This window comes from Bacteroides sp. D2 (assembly GCF_025147085.1).
Taxonomy (GTDB): domain Bacteria; phylum Bacteroidota; class Bacteroidia; order Bacteroidales; family Bacteroidaceae; genus Bacteroides.
The window spans coordinates 98,063-115,851 of sequence record NZ_CP102261.1; the positions used below are offsets into that span (position 1 = coordinate 98,063).

Sequence of the window (17,789 nt, forward strand, 5' to 3'; positions counted from 1 at the left end):
TCTAATATTCTTTTACGATTCGTATTGCATTTAAAATAGGCACAGACTCTACCGCTCCAAAACGAACGACAAGCCCTTTTCCCTGTGAAACCGGAACAATATACTTTTTAATGACCGCACGTTCGGAACCGTATTCTTCTGCAATATTCATTTGCCCGGCAACAGATACCCCATTTATATCCACAGAAAATACCCGGTTTGCATACTCCTCTTTCACCACATCATTTCCTAAATTATACACCAAAGCCTCTCTCTTATTTTCAGAAGTAAGTTCCGTCCAATACAAATATACAGCATAGACACCATCCGGCACATCCGCTTTAAAGGCCTCAATACCTACCCGTTGCGTCTGAAAGATAGGATCCTGATCCGTTCCCAGTATATCAGTGTCGCTGGCAGGCAAAGAACCGTAACGAGTCTTGTTCGGAGCCACTTCTCCGCCAATATATCCCCATGAGCCTTTTTCATAAGCCTGTTCCGGTATCCAACACAGTTCTGCTGTCCGATCCTCGAAATAACGTTGAGCACCCAGTAATACATTGACTTCCGTAAAGCCGTTCTTCACATTGACACATTGGAAATTGCAAACATACTGGTCACGATATTCGCGTCCCTCTTTTTCAATTACAGCATCTACCACATTTTCTCCGTTGATAAAAGGAATATCCACAGAAACGACCTTATCCGATACCGGATATACTCCCAAACTCTTTCCATTTAAAAAGACTTCCACCTTATCTGCATTGGTATACACCTTCAAAGGTTGCGTACAGCTCTTTCCATCCCGACTGGCTCCTGCCCTGTTCTTCCACGATTTAGAAGCAATGTGCAGGACAGGTGCCTCTTTCAGATAAGCCTGATAAAGATAATATCCATCTTTACGTTCTCTATCCATACTTACCAACCCTTTATTGTTCACATGAGGCATAGCGTTTCTTCTGGCTTCGGAATAAAAATCATTCAAGTTCCAAACCATAGCTCCCACGATATAATCCCTCTTTAGAATTTCAGGCAAGTAATGTTCGTGGTAGATGGAACCAAATTCACAACTAAAATCAAACCGCATCGGCGAAAAAGAGTGAATACGAGTATCCACATCCGCCCCATATTCGGTAATGAGCAACGGTTTGTGAGGAAACTCCCTGTGAAGTTCTTCCAGTTTCTCTTCAAATCCACTCAAGCTACCACCATACCATCCATTATAAAGATTAAAACCCAATAGCATCGGTAATTCTGCAATTCCTGCTTCCTGATAGATTTGAGAAGTAGAATGACAAGGCAACATGGTATAGCGTTCCGAATCCAGACTTCTGATCTGCGCCTCAATCGCCGAAGCTATTTGATGAAGGAATGTCATGTAGTCCGCCCGTTCCGTCCTATTTTCCGGATTAAAAGGAGGACGCAAAAGCACTTCATTCATATAAGCCCAAATAATAACAGATGGATAATTATAGTTCTGACAAACCATCTCTGTCACCTGTTCCACGCAATTATCCATAAATGCCTTACTTTGAGTGATGGCATTCACTACTGGAATTTCAACCGAAGTCAATAGTCCTAACTTATCACACATCTGCATCACAACCGGATCTTGCGGATAATGAGCCACTCGCAGGAAATTACTTCCCATATCCTTACTCAACTGTACATCCCGGATATGCATTTCATCCCGCAAAGCATTTCCCATTCCTTTGTAATCCTGATGCCGACTGGTACCAATCAATTTCCGATATTTCCCATTCAAGAAAAAACCTTTCTCCGCATCAAAACGATATTCACGAATTCCCAGCGGATTGACAACACAATCGAGCACCTCCTCTTTTTTATTCTTCAGACGGCTATATACCTTATACATATAAGGAGAGTCTACATCCCAACGTTTAGGCTGCGTAATAGCCATGAGCGATTCAAAAGCTACATTCTTTTCTTCTGCCTTCACATTTACTTTCTTTTGTGAAAGTGCTACTCTATTACCATCTGCATCCAAAATCTCCGTTTCAAGAATCAATGATTGATTACTCTTCAAAACATTAGACAAGAATGTCTTTACTGAAATATCTGCTTGCAAATCCGTAATCTTCGATGCTTTGAGATACACCCCACTAGAAGCGTAATGAGTAGTAGACAGTTGCACAGGAGAAGTATACACCAGATAAACATCCCGATAGATTCCCCCGAAGAAAGTAAAGTCCGCTGAAAGAGGAGCAATATCCGGATTATGCGAGTTGTCAACGCTCACAGCTATCAGATTGCGTCCGGCATGAACATAATCAGTCACGTCAAACGTAAAAGCGGAATAACCACCTTTATGATTTCCAACAAACGTTCCATTCACAAACACATTCGTTTCCTGATTGGCTCCCTCAAAACTAAGATAGACTCTTTGTTCGGGGATCAGTTCCTCCACAGCCACCACTTTCCTGTACCAGCCTTTTCCCCGGAAATAACCGGGAATTTCATCATCTGCATCTTTTGCATTCCACGTATGAGGAATGGAAACGTCAGTCCAACCGGAAATATCAAAGTCAGCAGTAGAGGCATCTCCCTCAAAGAGGGAGAACTTCCAACCGTCATTAATCGTTTGCGTCACACGCTGACTATAAACCGTGCCGGTCATAACCAGTAACAAACAGGCTAAAATTATTTTTGGATATACCTTATACATACTTAATACCATTATTTCGAGATTGAACGGACTGCACGAACAAATCTTTTACCGTCTTTTTTAGCATTCGATTTATCCCAGGCAAGCGGTTTTCCAAAACGTACATAAAATGCGCTTGTACCGCTCGATGTTTCACGACTAGCCCAATAGGAATCTCCGGTAGCAGATGCTGCTGCCGTATTCATGATAGTTCCTCCCGCACCAGTAATCACTTGATCCCAAGCTGTACGGTTTGCTTTCTCAAAATCAGTAATCGCATCCGGGTTATTCTCCGTTGCATCTGCCACTGCAGTCCCATTATAAGTTTCAAACATCTGTTCCAAATCCGTTCTCGTAGGCCAATACCATCCGGAACCTTTACCCATACAATATTTAAGAGCGGGCATTTCTGCTGCATTCGGCAATGCTGCCAACGCAGTAGTATTTGCCAGGCCATTGTCATTGGATAAAGTTAAACCGGTAGAAGCCGGAGAGCTTGCCGTAGACCATGCCAGATTCTCTCTGTCCAACGACATAATCTTAGCCTTACCACGATTAGTGCCATCTACCCAGAACACAATGCCTCCTTTTAACGAACCATTATCCGCAATCACCTGTCCCACCGCAAACTCGGAACTTAAAAGCCCTCTTTGTGTAATAGTAACTTCCTGTTTAGGTGCATTCGCTCCGCTTCCGGCTATTACTGTAGCAGTCGTTACCCGGTTAGAACTATTCAAATTAGGCGATAATGTCCAGAAATAAAGAGTTTTACTTGTTATATCAACATACGCTTTCACCCAAGACTCATCAGTTATATTTACTGTAAATTCTGTTTCATCAGAAATCATCGTTATTCCTTCTGATTTCGTCACAGCATCAGGAGTAATAGTCACGGCATTTGTGCTTAACTCGAGAGAAGCGCCTCCTTCAGCCGCAACATTCTGATTCACCGTTACCTCCACCGACTTAGCGGCTGTGCCAGTACCGGCTGTAACCGTAGCAACAGTCGTACGAACATCGCCAGTGGTATTTTTAGATTTTGCCTTGAACGTAACTGTTGTGCCCGAAATAGTATACGAAAGCCAGGAATCATTTGCCAAAGCCACACTAAATACCGTTTTATTGGATGTCAATGTCACATTTGCTTCCGCTTCATTAGCTCCTTCCAATGTCACAGGATTTGGATTAACCGTCAATGTTGCCGGTTCTTCAGGATAAGTATAATCACCGATTGTACGTATACATCTTACAAAACGGTTGGTAGCTGTTTTATTTCCTGCATCAGCTCCCGATTTACCGAAACGTACCCAATAAGCTTGATTACCTGCTGCGTTTTCCGTACTCGACCAATAGCTTTCGCCATTGCCCGAACCGGCAGCTTCGTTCATCACATCACCTTGTAAATCAGTCAACATCTTATCAAATGCAGCACGTGCCGCCTTCTCTACTTCCGTCAGTTTATCAGGTACGGCTGAAACAAAATCCGGATCAGCATGTCCAACACCATTATAGGCATCAAACAATTCCCATAATTCATCGCGGGCAGGCAGATACCACCCGTCACCCAATGACTGGCAATATGCTACCGCATCATTTGCCGACGGAGAAGTGAACAAGGCAGAATTAGCATATCCGTTGACAGTGGAAAATGCACTATGAGGCATCACAGAAGCCTCAAAAGGATTCCCTCCCTGACGTTTCACTGAAACCGCTTTTCCTACCATATTATCCGAAGGATCCACCCAGAAAATCATACCGATACCCTCATCCACACTTTGTCCTATCTTCAAAGAAAGATCCGGTTCTTTAGAATCCTGGGTAACCGTCACTTCTACTGTATATGAGCCGCAAGTCAGTTTCACGACAGCCGTTCTTGCATCTTCACCATCATTTTGTGTCAAGGCCGTGTAGACAACACTTTTTGAACTTACATCTACAGAAAGCCATTCTGCTTCGTACTGTGCAACAACCTGACCGACATTGGTATATAACAGCGACGTAACAGAAGAACCCGCCGCTTTCGCCAAATTTACTTTTGTATCTTTACAATTAAATTCAGGCATCACGCGTACCGATGCATCATCGACACAGGAAAGTAACCCCAGATTTAAAATCAATAAGAAGTATATTATTTTTTTCATATTCATTCATGTTTTACAGATAATCAATCGCTTAATACCAGTTCTCATTCTGTGGGAAATTCTCTTTCCCCATCAAGTCAATCTGTTCCTGTGGAATAGGCCAACATTCGTGCTTTCCAACCACAAAACTGGTACGGCATTCCGCATAATCTTTATCCAGATAAGGGTTTTCAGCCTTCGTCTCGCCATAATGCGCTTTCACTCTTTCGCCCAAGAGTCCCAAACGTTTCAACAAAGGCCAGCGAACGCCTTCAAAATTCAACTCACGGGCATATTCATCCAAAAGTATATCCTGTGTCAGAGGACCTGCAAATTTATCATTTCCCGCACGTTCCCATGTTTTATTGTAACAGCGCAAAGCATCTGTACTCATACCTCCGTCACGACGCATATATGCCTCTGCCGCCATTAAGTAAGTTTCTGCCAGTCGATAGACAATCAGATCCTTGAAACCCGTTGTCCGGTCCGGATTATCAGCCATCGTCCATTGGTCAAAGTATTTTTTCGACATAAAATGCAGTGTTTCACAATAGCTGGAACTCTGTGTAAGAGGAATCAATTCTCCATATTTAGGAGAAGTAGGGTCATTGTATTTGAAACGGTGAACAAACAACTCATTATATCGCGTATCTTTTGCCTGATCGTACAGACTCAACAGATAGGTATTCGGATAAATACGTCCCCAACCATATCCACCCTGATCGGCCGTATTGATACAACCTGAAATTTTATTGATTCGGGTAGTGGTTTGAATAGAGACACGATGTCCGGCAACCGGAGTTCCGGAACCACCTCCACCCAAGTTTTGTGAATATTGGAAACTCCATAACACTTCCGGAGATTTCAAATCTGCCCCATTAAATACATTCTCGGCTTTCTTTTCCATCGAGTAGATGCCTTCCTGCTTAAAGATATCCTCACATTCCTCAATGGCTGTATCCCAATCTGACTCCCACATGGCAACCTGTGCACGAACATGCTTGGCAGTAGCTTTTGTTACCCGTCCATACAATACATTTCCATTATTTTGAGGAAGCGACCAGTCCAGCCCTTTCATGGCATCGTCCAAGTCAGTTGTAATCAGCGTCATCAGTTCTTCGTGAGAAGCAGGTTTGTATTCCCGTTTCAGATTGTCGACGGTGGTCGGGGTGATATTCAGATAAAGACGGTCAAAGCGTTTCCAGAGTTCAAAATAGCTCCGTCCTCTGAAGAATTTCGCTTCACTCCATGCATGGAGCACATCGCTGTCATCCAGTCCCAGGGCTTCTGCGGCTACAATAATTTCATTTGCTTTTCCAATAATACCATAGTGATGTTTCCAGAACTTATTGACATCCCCAGTACTTGGAGTAAAACTCGTGTTCAAACGTCCGATTGAAGTAGAAACACCTGCTCTAAGTATCGCAATATCCGTATTAAAGTCACACATAGTAACGATGTACAGATTGGATTCATTATTATCCGCTCCACCCGGCAATTCACGAGCTAGGGAGTACAGACCTGTAACAGCTGTATTCAACCCTTCGGGAGTAGTGAACAGATAATTGTTCGTCACGTCTGTCTTTGATTCCAGATTTAATAAATCCGAGCAGGAAGCGGTCAACATTCCGCAGATGACAAAGGCTGTATATATTAACTTTTTCATAAGGATTCTTTATTTTAGAATGAAACATTGACACCAAATACATATTGTCTGGACTCCGGATAAGACCCGGGAGTCAGTTCGGGACTATAAGACTTAAATTCCGTAAATGTCAGCAAGTTAGTAGCAGTTGCATACAGACGTAATTTATGAATCGGAGTATTCTTCAATAGTCTGGCCGGGAAAGTATATCCCAATTGTAAGGTGCGTAAACGGATATAAGATGCATCCTGAATAGCGATGGCACTCAAATAAGCAGGGTCTGCGCTATAAGAAGGACGCGGGAATTCGTTCGACGGATTGAACGGAGTCCAATAATCCACCTTCACTCCATTCAGTTTTCCACGCAAAGAACCTCCGGAATTATAGTCATACAAATAACTATTCTTTATCTTTCTGCCGGAAACTCCATACCAATCCATGAACAAGTCAAATCCTTTCCAGTTCCATGTGGAAGAAAGAGAGACGGTAAATTTCGGATCTTTCCGGATAGGTACTCTGTCATCTGCCGTGATCTTTCCGTCTCCATTGTTATCACGTACCTTAACCATACCCGGTTCAATAGCGCCGCCGTAATCAATCGGGCTGTCGGCTATACCGTCATTGTTACTGTCATAGGTGTTTTTCAGCGTATATACCAGATTACCTGTACCATCACGAGTAATATCAAAATCATCATACTGAAAAATTCCGTCTACCAGATAATCATAATATACATTGATCGGTTCTCCGATAATCCATCCCTGTGCTACCTGACTGGCGGGTTTACCATTTTCATCGAGCGTATCGTCAATACGGACAATTTCATTCTTATACATACTGAAATTAGTTCCAAGCGACCAGGCAAACTCTTTCGTACGTATCACATCACCATTTAAAGAAAGATCGATACCACTGGATTTTGTCTTTCCCAGATTATCCAGCATAGTGGTATATCCAAGTGATGCATTCAAAGAGCGTTCCACCAATAAATCTTTCGTATGCGTATTGTAATATTCCACCGTACCATTCAGGCGACCATTGAAGAAACTAAAATCAACACCTAAATTAGCCGTTGCAGACTGTTCCCATTTCAGGTTCGGGTTAGAAAGCTCCTTACCCGGCAAATATCCCATCTGGAAAGTATCTCCAAACTCATATCCTTTATTATCTGCCAGCCCCAAAGTAGTGTAATTGCCGATACCGTTCTGATTACCAACAATACCATAACTGACACGTAGTTTCAGGTTATCAATCCACGACACATCTTTCAGGAAATTCTCCTGATTGACACGCCAGGCAAAAGCAGCTGACGGGAATGTACCCCATTTATTTTCTTTTCCGAAACGGCTGGAACCGTCGCGACGAACAGCCACATTCAACAGATAACGGTCTAAAAGCGAATACTGTGCACGAGCCATGAACGACACCAGATTATTTTCATTAAACTGACGACGGGGCTTGCCTGTAAACTCACCTTGAGAAATGAAATTCCAATCTTTATCTACCGGAAGATTCTCTACTGAATAGCCGATAGACTTCGAGCCATTATGGTCGACAGACTGCACACCGGTCAACGTCAACTGATGTTTCTTATTGCGGATAGGCACTTTATAAGTCACAATATTCTCAACCAGCCAGTTCTGCGTGCGTGATTCGTCGAGCACAGCTGTTCCTCCGCCTCCCGGATATTGGGAATCTTTATAGGAACCGTCTTCAGATGTCTGATTATAAACGGAAGTATTCAGACGATAATTGAATCCCTTGAAAGGCTTCACATCCATAAAAAAGTTCAGGCGGTAATTATCACGGGATACTTCACGCCCGTAATGTTGAGCACGGTACAAAGGATTATAATTTCCTTCCGAGTTGATATACTTTGTATACTTACCATCCGCATCATATATTTCCGCCAATGGGGAACTGGTAATAAAATCATTAAAGTTACCATCCTCACGATCTTGTTTAGTCATCGCATAAGAAGAATTGATGCCAAAACTAATCCACTTTGATATTTCAAAGTCCAGATTCAACCTTAAAGAAAACTTCTGGTATCCCGATCCGGTAACCACCATTCCCTGTTGGTCAAAATAGTTGGCACCTGCCGATACTTTGATTTTCTCTGTTCCTCCACGTACACTGACATCATGATTATGGTAAATTGCATTTCTGAACATTTCTTTTTCCCAGTCGATAAACTTTCCGCTGGCCCATACCCGCTGCATAACCTCGTCTTCCAATGCCTCGGCTATCGAAATCTCACGTGCATCAACAATTCCCTTATCATGTGCCTTCGCTTCACGGCGAAGCTGCATATATTCTTCGGGAGAATAGAAATCAAAATTCCTCCAGAGAGACTGGATACCCAGATAACCATTATAACTGACTTCCACCTTTCCGGCTTTACCGCGCTTGGTAGTTACCAATACCACACCGTCACTGGCACGTGCCCCATAAATAGCCTGCGACGCAGCATCCTTCAGAATTTCAACCGACTCAATATCGTCCGCACTCAACGTGCTAAACTCCGTTGCACTGGAAGGAGAACCATCTATGATATATAAAGGAGCATTGTCCGCACTGATAGAACGGGAACCGCGAATGGTAATCGAAGGAGTCGATCCCGGACGTCCGGAACTACTCGTTACATTCACACCTGCGGCACGTCCACGCAGCATATCAGCCACATTGCCGGCAGGAAAGGTTTTCATTTCATCCGCTTTGACCGAGGCTACCGAAGTTGCCACGTCACTTTTACGCTGAACGCCATAGCCGACAACGACTAATTCATCGAGCATTTTCGACTCTTCTACCATATCCACATTCAGTACCGTTTTCGTACCGACACGTATCTTCTGTTCCTTATATCCTATACAAGAGAAAACAAGGGTAGATTTTGCAGATACACTGATTGAATATTTTCCATTTACATCCGTCACTGTACCGTTAGTAGTCCCCTCCTCCATAATATTAGCTCCGGGGATTGGTCCAAGTGCGTCTGTCACAACTCCAGAAACTCTGACGTTTTGAGCACTAACCTCTAAAGAGATAAGAAAGGCTGTCAGGAACACAGCCCATTTAATTACGATGTTTTTCATACTATGTAATAATTTGAATGATTACAGCGCAAAAATCCAAATAATTAGTGATTTCGAATAATAGAATCGTCCGTATAAAAGTTCAAATAGTACAATTCTCACCAGGAGACAAATACATAAGACGCTATATATTAAGCGTTTGTGTATTTCCTCCGGTAAGCAGCCGGAGTAATATCATAAGCATTCTTAAAACATCGGATAAAATAACTTGGATTAGAAAAACCGTAATCAAATGCTATATCAGCAATCAGGGCATTGGGATCATTGATTAATTTTTCTGTTGCCTTTTTCAGTCTCAAAGATAAAATAAAGTCATTCGGGGTCTGTCCGGTCAATGCTTTCAGTTTGGTGAAAAGCAAAGTTCTGCTCATGCACATCTCACGTGCAAAAGTGGCTACGTCAAAGTCTGCGTTATCAATATAAGATTCCACAATCGCCGTAGCATCCATCAGCATCTTTTTATCGATCGGATTAAACGGAAGGTCTTCCACTTTAGGTTCATCATTCCGGGCAAACCGCTGCTGGAGCAGTTTACGAGTCTGGATGATATTGTTGCAACGGGCCACCAATATCTTGATATTGAAAGGTTTGGAGATATAATCATCCGCTCCCGTCTGCAAGCCCTCTAAGGTATGTTCTTCCCGGTTGCGGGCAGTCAGCAATACCACAGGAATATGGCTGGTCTGCAAATTGCTTTTCAACTTCTCGCACATCTCCAGGCCGGACATAACGGGCATCATAATATCACTCACAATCATCTGTGGTTGTAGTGAAGAAGCCTGCTCCAATCCTTCCTGCCCGTCGGCAGCTGTATATACATCATATATTTGTTCAAAAATCTGTGCCAACACCTTACGCATCTCCGGGTTATCCTCCACAATCAGTATTTTCACCGTTTTATCCGGCTTCACCATTTCCGAGATTTCTTGAGGCTCTATTACATAATGTCCGGCAACGCGTTCATCTGCAGAGGAAGATGCTTCCACATTCACATTTGCATCCCGGTGAAGAGTAACGATAAAAGACGTTATTCCATTCGGCTCACTTTCCACTCCGATAGTTCCCTGATGCAATTCCACAATTCCTTTCGCCATTGCCAACCCGATACCCGATCCTTTGACTGTCTGTGTAGTTGTTGCCGAGTCATCCTGCCAAAACCGTTCAAATACATGTTTGATCTTGGACTTTTCGATACCGACACCTAGATTATTGACTGAAATCACAATGTCATTCTCTCCTTCCGCTACCAATTCTACAGAAATCCAGTCACCGGGCTTCGTATATTTAAAAGCATTGGACAATAGATTATAGAATACTTTCTCTATCTGCGTCTTGTCAATATACAAATCCGCTTCTTTCAAAGTGGAAGAAAAGCGGAGATCGATCTTATTCAGCTGCGCATAACTATAGAAAGAACAACAAATCTCCTCTATCACCGCAACAATATTCTCTTTGGAAATTTTCAATTTCAGATATCCCTGATCCTGCTTACGGATATCAATCACTTCATCCACCAGATTATTCATCCGGCGGGAGTTCTTATAAATCTCCAAAATTTTATTATACACCTCGGGGATCATGTCTTTATGCATCAGGAGCATCTCAAGCTGACTGGATATAAGCGTTAACGGAGTACGGAACTCATGCGATACATTGGTAAAGAAACGTAGTTTGGACTGATTCACATTTTCGATATACTCTTTTTCCCGTTTCTCGGCCAATAGAGAATGTTGCAAGGTTTTCCGTATCCAGAACATACGGATAATATAACCTGCAATAAGGATACCTGCCAATATCATCAGCAAAATAAACCATGCTCGTTGATAAACGGGCGCCTCCACTATCAGCTCAAAACTGGCAGAAGGTGCTTCCTGGTCGTGAATGCGCAACTGGTCGCCACGAACATGAAAAGTATAACGCCCCGGATGAAGATTGGTATAAGTAACCATCGTATTATCTCCCGCCTTCATATATTCGTTATCAAATCCTTCAAGTTTATATTCCAGACCGATATTGGAAATATTATTCAGGGTATTGCTCGCTATCTCAAAAGTGACGGAAGAATACCTGGGCGGCAATACTAATTGATGTTCATACAATACCGTTTCCTTGATAAGTCCCAACGAATCAAGTGGTTGTATTTCCGTATTATCCACAAGCACTCGTTTTACGAACACATTATAATCCACAGACTGCTTGTTCAGTTTCTCCTGGGCTATGGAAACGATACCTGCCAGTCCACAGACATAAATATCGTGGTCGGACGTAATGTACAGCCCTCCGTCATTCACGTTATTCAAGGGAAAATCACTCTGCCTGTTATAGTTCTCGAATGTGGTAGTGGCTAGATTGAATTTAGAGAAACCGCCATTCGTTGCCACATAAATGGAACCGTCCAGCGGACTCTCTACCAATCCGGTGATAAATCCATTCTCCAATCCCTGCTTCGCTCCGTATCCTACAAAGGTGTCTTTCTTCTTATCGAATAGATAAATTCCCGATCCCGTCGATCCCAGCCATATACGTCCTTTTCTATCACATAGAATATGATTAATGTGATGCTGTGCCGTGCTCTGCGCTATTTGGGAGAAAGGATAACTACGGGAAGTACCCGCTTTCAAATTGACCCGTATCAAATCAAAAGAAGTGGTCAGCCATAAATCCCCTTCTTTATCAAACGTCATATCCCAAACCTGCGACAAATGTCTGGAAGCTAAAGAAGGATGTTCGAAATGATGTAACCGGAGATTTTTTTTATCCAATACAAGCAGCCCACCCTTGGCTGCTATCAATAAGGAATCATGACCGGCAAACTCTATCATTTTTACCAGATTATAGGCCCTGTCGACTGTTTTTCCTTCCGGAGTATCGATATTTTCCGTAATAGATTCTATATGTCCGGTCGACAGGTTAATCCGATTGATGCCCTGATAAAGCGAAGCTACCCAAAGATAATCCGGTTCTTTCTCATAATACAAAGACTTCACAATCTTAAAAGACAGCTCTTGAGCATATAAATGTTTAAGCGGAAAGAAGCGTTTGGTATGTTTATCATAGTAGTTCAATCCGCTTCCTTCACTTGCAAACCAGATCCGCCCGGAACGGTCTTCGGCAATGGAACTGATGATATAGGAATTCAAATGCCCGCCAACAGCCGTAGACGAACGGTAAAAGTGATAAGCATCATTCGCTACATTATAATATTGTATTCCCTGATAGAAAGTGCCCAGCCATAAAGTTCCCGAAGTGTCGTAATGCATCGAAATGATGGAACGTATATCGGCTGCCTCCACATTCAAGTCATATTCATAATCCGTAAACTCTCCGGTAGAGAGATTTAAAGTCTGCAAACCGGCGTAAGTTCCGATATACAGAAGACTATCATTGGCTTGTGTCACATGACGCACATTATCATGGTTGATTGTATTATCAGCCACTTTATTATATCTGTAATGAGTAAGCTCCCCATTTGCCTCCAACCGGGTAAGTCCCCGATTTCTGGTAGCTATCCAGATGCTCCCGTCTCTGTCTTCCGTAATCGAATTAACAGCCCCCACATCAATATGACGGGTGATATGAGCAGCCTGATCGATACAGTAAATACCCTTGGAAGAAGTACCCACCACCACGGTTTGATTCTGACGAACCATTAGACTGTTCATCAATATATCCTCTCCGTCCGAAGGGAATGAAAAGAATAACTCGGGCACTTGGTTGAGATCACGATAACGGTAGATTTCTTTTCCGGTAGCTATCCACAATGCGTCGTGCGCATAGCAGATTCCTGCAACTTCTCCTTCACGCAACACCTTAAAGCGGTTCAAACGCATGTCATAAAGAGTCACACTCTGCAAACTACGGATAAAAAGCAATCCTTCCTTGTTTCCGCAAACCTGCCGGATATTATTTATATTGATTGAATAGGGATTGGCGTTATCCGGTTTGAAGACTTCAAATTTACGACCGTCAAAGCGGTTCAGTCCGTCTTGAGTACCAATCCATAAAAATCCGAATTCATCCTGATAGAAACAATTGACCGTTTGATGCGAAAGTCCTTGCCTCACGTCTTTAAAACGCATATTGATATCCTTCGTCACATTTGCCATGCAACAAAGTCCCGATATAAACAGGCAATAAATAACAAGAAAGTTAGCTTTGGTCATCTGTGTTTTTCGATAATTCGGATACAATATTCGGGAAAATCCAAGATATATGCAAGTGTTTATGCAAAAACCTGATTGACTATTGCCTGTTAATTATCCCTCGGACTACGTATAACTAATCTCCCGATCGAATAAAATTAATCGTCTGACAGTTGATTCTTTTTCGTCTGACAGTTGTCAGACGAAAGTTCAACAGTAGTCAGACGCAAGTTTAACAATTGTCAGACGATTAATTTTATGCATAAACAAGATTAGTATCCTCTTCACTAAGAAATAGTTTTTAGCATACGAAAGATTAAATTATACTACCAACCGCCTAAACGCTTGTTTATCATTGGTGAACTGCGTACTTTTGCACGCCATTAAAAAAAAGCAAAACAATGACCAACAAAACCAAAGGTTTTATCTATGGAGCGATTGCCGCTGCCAGCTACGGTATGAATCCTCTTTTTGCACTTCCGCTCTATGCAGCCGGAATGAATGTCGATACCGTTTTATTCTACCGGTACTTCTTTGCGACAATCGTATTGGGTATTCTGATGAAAATGCAGCACCAGTCTTTTGCGCTTCATAAGGCAGACGTCTTGCCCTTAGTCATTATGGGATTGCTATTCTCTTTTTCATCACTACTTTTGTTTATGAGCTATAATTATATGGATGCCGGTATTGCTTCTACCATTCTCTTTGTCTATCCGGTGATGGTAGCAGTCATTATGGGGATATTCTTCAAAGAAAAGATTTCCGCAATTACCGTTTTTTCCATCCTGCTGGCACTTTCTGGTATCGCCTTGCTCTATCAGGGAGACGGAAACAAACCGCTGTCGACTTTGGGAATTATCTTTGTTCTGCTGTCCTCACTCTCTTATGCTATATATATAGTAGGTGTGAACCGTTCGACGCTGAAAAACCTGCCGACCACCAAGCTCACATTCTATGCCATTTTGTTCGGACTATCGGTTTATATCGTCCGTTTAAATTTTTGTACGGAACTGCAAATAATACCGTCAGCCTGGCTCTGGGCCGACGTGCTGACACTAGCCATTCTGCCAACTGCCGTATCTCTGATCTGTACCGCACTCGCCATCCATTATATAGGCTCTACCTCAACAGCCATATTGGGTGCTCTGGAACCGGTGACAGCTCTATTTTTCGGTGTTCTCCTGTTTCACGAAAAACTGACTCCCCGGTTAATGGTAGGTATTTTAATGATTATCACCGCTGTTACCTTGATTATCATCGGTAAGTCGCTCATAAAAAAGATGGGAATGCTGTTGCAGATGAACAAAAAATAATATACTTTTGCTACTTAATCAATCAAAATGCAATTTTAAATCTCAAAAAATATGGTAGACGTAAAGACTTGCCTTGACAATGCACAAGAAAAAATGGATATGGCCATCATGTATCTGGAAGAAGCACTGGCACATATCCGCGCTGGAAAAGCGAGTGCCCGCTTATTAGATGGTATCCGCGTAGATTCTTACGGAAGTATGGTGCCTATCAGCAATGTAGCAGCAATTACTACTCCGGACGCCCGCAGTATCGTAATCAAGCCGTGGGATAAAAGCATGTTCCGTGTCATCGAAAAAGCAATCATCGACTCTGACCTCGGTATCATGCCTGAAAACAATGGTGAAATGATCCGTATCGGTATTCCTCCTTTGACGGAAGAACGTCGTAAACAACTGGCAAAACAGTGTAAAGGAGAAGGTGAAACGGCTAAAGTTAGTGTACGTAACGCTCGTCGTGACGGTATCGACGCACTGAAGAAAGCTGTAAAAGACGGATTGGCAGAAGACGAACAGAAGAATGCGGAAGCCAAACTGCAAAAAATCCATGATAAGTATATCAAGCAAATCGATGATATGCTGGCTGAAAAGGATAAAGAAATTATGACTGTTTAATTAGTTGAGAATTGATAGTTGAGAGTTGATAGTTACTATGCAGTTACTGGATAATGCAACCAATTCTCAACTATCAACTATTAACTATCAACTAAATAAATGAAGGGATTAGTAATCAAAAATACGGGTAGCTGGTATCAGGTGAAAACCGATGACGGACAATCTATCGAATGTAAAATCAAAGGTAATTTCCGACTGAAAGGGATTCGCAGCACTAATCCTGTAGCAGTAGGCGATCGTGTTCAGATTATACTTAATCAGGAAGGCACTGCTTTTATCAGCGAAATAGAAGATAGAAAGAACTACATCGTTCGCCGTTCTTCCAATCTTTCCAAACAATCCCACATCCTTGCCGCCAATCTCGATCAGTGTATGCTGGTGGTAACGATCAATTATCCCGAAACTTCCACTATTTTTATTGATCGATTCCTCGCATCCGCAGAGGCCTATCGTGTTCCCGTCAAACTGGTATTTAATAAGGTAGATGCTTACGACGAGGACGAACTCCGCTATCTGGACGCACTCATCAACTTATATACACAGATCGGCTATCCCTGCTTCAAAGTTTCCGCAAAGAACGGTAATGGAGTGGAGGAAATCAAGAAAGCTCTGGAAAGCAAAATCACCTTATTCTCCGGACATTCGGGAGTCGGCAAATCAACTCTTATCAATTCCATACTGCCGGGCATAGAAACCAGAACCGGCGAGATTTCTTCTTACCATAACAAAGGAATGCATACCACCACTTTCTCCGAGATGTTTCCCGTAGAAGGAAACGGTTATATTATCGACACTCCGGGCATCAAAGGCTTCGGCACATTCGATATGGAGGAAGAAGAGATCGGACACTATTTTCCTGAAATATTCAAAATTTCTGCCGACTGCAAATATGGTAACTGCACCCACCGTCATGAACCGGGATGTGCCGTACGCAAAGCAGTGGAAGAACATCTTATCAGCGAATCCCGCTATACCTCTTATCTAAATATGTTGGAAGATAAAGAGGAAGGGAAATACCGGGCTGCCTACTGATTAACTCTTTTTTACTTTTTTCTTCTTTAAACCTTTCCCTTTGGGAGAAGTCTAATCTTTGATGACATATAATATAATTGCTATATACAATACTAAACCATGAATAAGAAGACTAAGTGGGGCATCATTATTCTTGTTGGTGCCGGAATCATCGGTGGAGGAATCTACTCACAATTACCGAAAAAAAACGACGAACTAGCAGCCGCCGACAAAGTAATGAGTGGCAATCAGAAAAGAGGAAAACAAGTACTAAATGTAAATGCCAAGGTCATAAAACCGCAATCCCTGACAGATGAGTTTACTACTACCGGTGTGCTTCTGCCGGACGAAGAGGTGGATTTATCTTTCGAGACTTCGGGCAAAATTGTAGAAATCAACTTCGAAGAAGGAACGGCCGTAAAGAAAGGCCAATTACTAGCCAAGGTAAACGACCGACAGTTGCAGGCGCAATTGCAAAGATTGATTTCACAATTGAAACTGGCAGAAGACCGTGTATTCCGTCAGGACGCTTTGTTGAAACGGGATGCTGTCAGTAAAGAAGCCTACGAACAGGTTAAGACGGATTTAGCTACCCTGAACGCCGACATAGAAATTATAAAAACCAATATCGAACTGACTGAACTTCGCGCTCCGTTTGACGGAATTATCGGACTTCGACAAGTCAGTGTCGGTACGTATGCCTCTCCGACTACAGTGGTTGCCAAACTGACTAAAATCGCTCCATTGAAAGTGGAATTCTCCGTACCGGAACGTTATGCCAAGCAAATCAAGAAGGGAACTAACCTCAACTTCAGTGTGGAAGGAACGTTGGATGCTTTCGGTGCACAAGTATACGCTGTAGAATCGGCTATCGACCCGAATCTGCATCAATTTACCGCTCGTGCATTATACCCGAATGTTCATCATACCTTACTTCCCGGCCGTTACGCAAGCGTATTATTGAAAAAGGAAGAAATTCCTAATGCAATAGCCATCCCTACAGAAGCAATCGTGCCGGAAATGGGTAAGGATAAAGTCTATCTGTATAAATCAGGAAAAGCCGAACCGGTGGATATTATTACCGGCATCCGCACGGCATCTGAAGTACAGGCAATAAGAGGGCTGCACATAGGAGATACAATCATTACTTCAGGAACACTACAGCTCCGTACCGGACTTGCAGTCACACTTGACAATATTGATTAAT

General features: G+C 42.6%; 9 protein-coding genes. 4 read left to right on the forward strand and 5 right to left on the reverse strand.

The window, feature by feature from the left end; translation table 11 throughout:
- Window position 1 precedes the first annotated feature (1 nt).
- From NQ505_RS00450 to NQ505_RS00470, 5 genes are all read right to left on the reverse strand, one after another.
- Window positions 2-2,665, reverse strand: coding sequence for a glycoside hydrolase family 2 TIM barrel-domain containing protein (locus tag NQ505_RS00450; protein ID WP_008998948.1), 2,664 nt, complete (start codon window positions 2,663-2,665; stop codon window positions 2-4).
- An 11-nt stretch (window positions 2,666-2,676) separates the two neighbouring features.
- Window positions 2,677-4,791: a BACON domain-containing protein gene (locus tag NQ505_RS00455; protein WP_050547454.1), complete on the reverse strand. Its 2,115-nt coding sequence runs from the start codon at window positions 4,789-4,791 to the stop codon at window positions 2,677-2,679.
- A gap of 25 nt (window positions 4,792-4,816) precedes the next feature.
- Window positions 4,817-6,430 (reverse strand): RagB/SusD family nutrient uptake outer membrane protein, encoded by a 1,614-nt coding sequence (locus NQ505_RS00460; RefSeq protein ID WP_004306542.1) that lies wholly within the window; start codon window positions 6,428-6,430, stop codon window positions 4,817-4,819.
- 14 nt (window positions 6,431-6,444) lie between these two features.
- Window positions 6,445-9,504, reverse strand: a complete 3,060-nt coding sequence (locus NQ505_RS00465) for a SusC/RagA family TonB-linked outer membrane protein (RefSeq protein WP_008998950.1) — start codon at window positions 9,502-9,504, stop codon at window positions 6,445-6,447.
- A 131-nt stretch (window positions 9,505-9,635) separates the two neighbouring features.
- Window positions 9,636-13,667 carry a hybrid sensor histidine kinase/response regulator transcription factor gene (locus NQ505_RS00470; protein ID WP_008998951.1) on the reverse strand — a complete coding sequence of 1,344 codons (4,032 nt, stop codon included), beginning with the start codon at window positions 13,665-13,667 and terminating at the stop codon, window positions 9,636-9,638.
- A 380-nt stretch (window positions 13,668-14,047) separates the two neighbouring features.
- On the opposite strand from NQ505_RS00470, the gene NQ505_RS00475 reads away from it, so the two are divergent.
- The 4 genes from NQ505_RS00475 (at window position 14,048) to NQ505_RS00490 (ending at window position 17,788) form a co-directional block, all read left to right on the forward strand.
- Window positions 14,048-14,959 (forward strand): EamA family transporter, encoded by a 912-nt coding sequence (locus tag NQ505_RS00475; RefSeq protein WP_008998952.1) that lies wholly within the window; start codon window positions 14,048-14,050, stop codon window positions 14,957-14,959.
- Window positions 14,960-15,010: 51 nt separating this feature from the next.
- Window positions 15,011-15,571 (forward strand): ribosome recycling factor, encoded by a 561-nt coding sequence (gene frr, locus NQ505_RS00480; protein ID WP_004299198.1) that lies wholly within the window; start codon window positions 15,011-15,013, stop codon window positions 15,569-15,571.
- A 99-nt stretch (window positions 15,572-15,670) separates the two neighbouring features.
- The gene (gene rsgA, locus NQ505_RS00485) at window positions 15,671-16,603 is read left to right on the forward strand and encodes a ribosome small subunit-dependent GTPase A (RefSeq protein WP_004306535.1); all 933 of its coding nucleotides are present in this window, start codon (window positions 15,671-15,673) and stop codon (window positions 16,601-16,603) included.
- 99 nt (window positions 16,604-16,702) lie between these two features.
- Complete coding sequence (locus tag NQ505_RS00490; RefSeq protein ID WP_008998953.1) at window positions 16,703-17,788, forward strand: efflux RND transporter periplasmic adaptor subunit; 1,086 nt, start codon at window positions 16,703-16,705, stop codon at window positions 17,786-17,788.
- Window position 17,789 lies beyond the last annotated feature (1 nt).

Excerpts from the sequence above, each read along its gene's own strand:
- NQ505_RS00450 (WP_008998948.1), bottom strand. The coding sequence starts at position 2,665 with ATGTATAAGGTATATCCAAAAATAATTTTAGCCTGTTTGTTACTGGTT.
- NQ505_RS00455 (WP_050547454.1), bottom strand. The coding sequence starts at position 4,791 with ATGAATATGAAAAAAATAATATACTTCTTATTGATTTTAAATCTGGGG.
- NQ505_RS00460 (WP_004306542.1), bottom strand. The coding sequence starts at position 6,430 with ATGAAAAAGTTAATATATACAGCCTTTGTCATCTGCGGAATGTTGACC.
- NQ505_RS00465 (WP_008998950.1), bottom strand. The coding sequence starts at position 9,504 with ATGAAAAACATCGTAATTAAATGGGCTGTGTTCCTGACAGCCTTTCTT.
- NQ505_RS00470 (WP_008998951.1), bottom strand. The coding sequence starts at position 13,667 with ATGACCAAAGCTAACTTTCTTGTTATTTATTGCCTGTTTATATCGGGA.
- NQ505_RS00475 (WP_008998952.1), top strand. The coding sequence starts at position 14,048 with ATGACCAACAAAACCAAAGGTTTTATCTATGGAGCGATTGCCGCTGCC.
- frr (WP_004299198.1), top strand. The coding sequence starts at position 15,011 with ATGGTAGACGTAAAGACTTGCCTTGACAATGCACAAGAAAAAATGGAT.
- rsgA (WP_004306535.1), top strand. The coding sequence starts at position 15,671 with ATGAAGGGATTAGTAATCAAAAATACGGGTAGCTGGTATCAGGTGAAA.
- NQ505_RS00490 (WP_008998953.1), top strand. The coding sequence starts at position 16,703 with ATGAATAAGAAGACTAAGTGGGGCATCATTATTCTTGTTGGTGCCGGA.